The organism is Streptomyces sp. KR55 (genome assembly GCF_052245645.1).
Lineage (GTDB): Bacteria > Actinomycetota > Actinomycetes > Streptomycetales > Streptomycetaceae > Streptomyces > Streptomyces flavusporus.
Window position 1 is genome coordinate 1 of sequence record NZ_JBQQCE010000836.1, and the last position, 2,090, is coordinate 2,090.

The window sequence follows — 2,090 nt, forward strand, 5'->3', positions numbered from 1 at the left end:
GGGTCTGCGTCACCGGTGCGTGTTCATTCAGGCCCGGGACGCGGCGGGCCGGATCTTCGTCCACCGCCGCACGCCGACCAAGCTCGTCTTCCCCTCCTTGTACGACATGTTCGTCGGCGGCGTCGTCGGCGCGGGCGAGGCCTACGACGACGCGGCGTTGCGCGAGGCCGAGGAGGAACTCGGCGTCACCGGGCTCCCGCGTCCCGCGTACCTGTTCAAGTTCCTGTACGACAACGGGGCCGGCCACAGCTGGTGGTCCGCCGTCTACGAGGTGCGCTGCGACCTGCCGGTCCAGCCGCAGGCGGAGGAGGTCGCCTGGCACGACTTCCTGCCCGAGCAGGAGATCGAGCGGCGTCTCGCTCAATGGCAGTGGGTCCCGGACGGCCTGGCGGCCTACGCGCGGCTGAGCGCCTACCGGTCGGCGGGCTGATCCACCCGGCCCCCGGCCAGGGCCTCGGCGAGGGCCCGCTCCTGGTCGGCGGTGATGCCGAGTGCCAGCGGCACGGTGCGCGGGCTGTGGCTGCCGTCGCAGATCGCCAGCGGGCTCGGCTCGGCCGTGCTGCCGCTGAGCGGGCTGCGGCCCTGCACCGTCCAGGTGGGACCGTCCCAGAACGGATGCTCCAGGAACAGCTCCGCCAGTGCGGGCGCCTGGTCCCCGGACACCCCGACTGCCGTGAGCGCACCGGAGATCCGCTCCACCGCCTCCTCGACCGGTATGCCGGCGTCGCCGAACGCGGGCAGCAGCAGAAGCAGCCGCACGTCGGCGTCCCGTACGCCCTGAGCCCCGTCCGGCGCCGACTCGGCGACGGCGAGGAGCTCGGTCCAGGACAGTCCCGGGCCGCTGCAGTGGCCGTCGAGCGAGGCCAGATAGGCGTCCCGGTCCCAGTCGGGGTGCGTGATCAGGTAGTCCGTGCCGGAGTCGTCCGGGAGGTTCCGCTGCACGATCCACAGCAGGTGGCCGCCCGCCATGGGTATCCGGAACGCGGGCCAGACCTCCGCGGTGTCGTACAGCGCGGCGGCGGCCGCGTCGACCTCCGCCGTGTCGGCGCCGAACAGTTCGGGCTCGTCCGTGAACCCGTCCCAGGTCATGCCGAAGTACGCGGGCCAGAACCCTGGGCGGCCGATGAGGTGCTCGGCCGGGGCGATGCCGTGCCCGGGGATCGCGTACCCGGCCAGTGACGTGGGGATCTCCATGCCCGAAAGGTAGCGGGCGGCACTGACAATGCCCCGTGCGAGATCCCCGATAGGGTCGTGCACGTGATCGAACTCGTACGGAACGTCCGGCTGTGGTTCGCACCCCAGCGGATCCGGGCGGAGGGCGTCACGCCCGACTACCGGTTCTCGCTGGCGAACGAGCGCACGTTCCTGGCCTGGTTGCGCACCGCGCTCGCGCTGATCGGCGGCGGGTTCGCGGTGGACCAGTTCCTGCCGGACCTGAGCCGGGGCTGGCGGGTCGGACTCGCGCTCGCGCTGCTCGCGGCGGGCGTGCTGTGCTCCCTGCGGGCGGTCAACCACTGGATGCGCTGCGAGCGCGCCATGCGCCAGGGCGAGGACCTGCCGGTGTCACGGTTCCCGGCGCTGCTGAGCCTGGTCGTCGCGGTGGTGGCCGTCGCGATGGTCGTCGTCGTGCTGGTCGGGTGGGAGGGGTGAGCGCCGTCGCCGCCCCGGAGCGGGATCCGGGACTGCAACCGGAGCGGACCCGGCTCGCCTGGCGGCGCACCACGCTGTCGGGCACCGTCGCCGCCGTACTCGCCGTGCGGACCGCACTGCATGGCGGGGCGTCGGCCACCCGGCTCGTCGTCGGTGCCCTGTGCTGTGCCCTCTGGCTGGGCTTCCTGCTGGTCGCCCACCGCCGGATCCACGCGCTCGCGGCGACCGACCGCCCCACGGCCCTCACACCCCGGTACGCCACGGCCGCGGCCCTGTGCACGGTCGCCCTGGCCGCCTGCGCCTCGGCGCTGGTCCTCTAGGACGTGTCCGGCGGATCATGCCGCAATCGCGGGGGCTGGTGCGTCCATCTGCGGCGTTGTCGTCGGTCGACGACTCCCCCACGCACGGCTTCTCCCCCACTCTCGACTTCGCTCGAGTGG

4 protein-coding genes are annotated in these 2,090 nt (G+C 73.2%); 3 read left to right on the plus strand and 1 reads right to left on the minus strand.

Annotated features, from left to right (window positions below):
* On the plus strand, window positions 1–430 hold a 430-nt coding region (locus ACTWQJ_RS50730; protein WP_443313094.1), incomplete at its 5' end, for an NUDIX hydrolase.
* On the opposite strand, the gene ACTWQJ_RS50735 is transcribed toward ACTWQJ_RS50730, so the two are convergent.
* On the minus strand, window positions 412–1,194 hold the full coding sequence (locus ACTWQJ_RS50735; RefSeq protein WP_443313095.1) for a hypothetical protein: 783 nt from the start codon (window positions 1,192–1,194) through the stop codon (window positions 412–414). The two genes, ACTWQJ_RS50730 and ACTWQJ_RS50735, sit on opposite strands and share 19 nt — an antisense overlap.
* A 63-nt stretch (window positions 1,195–1,257) precedes the next feature.
* Between ACTWQJ_RS50735 and ACTWQJ_RS50740 the strand changes: the two genes are divergently transcribed.
* Entirely contained in the window at window positions 1,258–1,650 is a 393-nt protein-coding gene (locus ACTWQJ_RS50740) for a YidH family protein (RefSeq protein WP_443313096.1), read from the plus strand.
* Window positions 1,647–1,970: a DUF202 domain-containing protein gene (locus ACTWQJ_RS50745; protein WP_443313097.1), complete on the plus strand. Its 324-nt coding sequence runs from the start codon at window positions 1,647–1,649 to the stop codon at window positions 1,968–1,970. Before ACTWQJ_RS50740 ends, ACTWQJ_RS50745 begins: the two co-directional genes overlap by 4 nt.
* The last annotated feature ends 120 nt before the right edge of the window (window positions 1,971–2,090 follow it).

Excerpts from the sequence above, each read along its gene's own strand:
- ACTWQJ_RS50735 (WP_443313095.1), bottom strand. The coding sequence starts at position 1,194 with ATGGAGATCCCCACGTCACTGGCCGGGTACGCGATCCCCGGGCACGGC.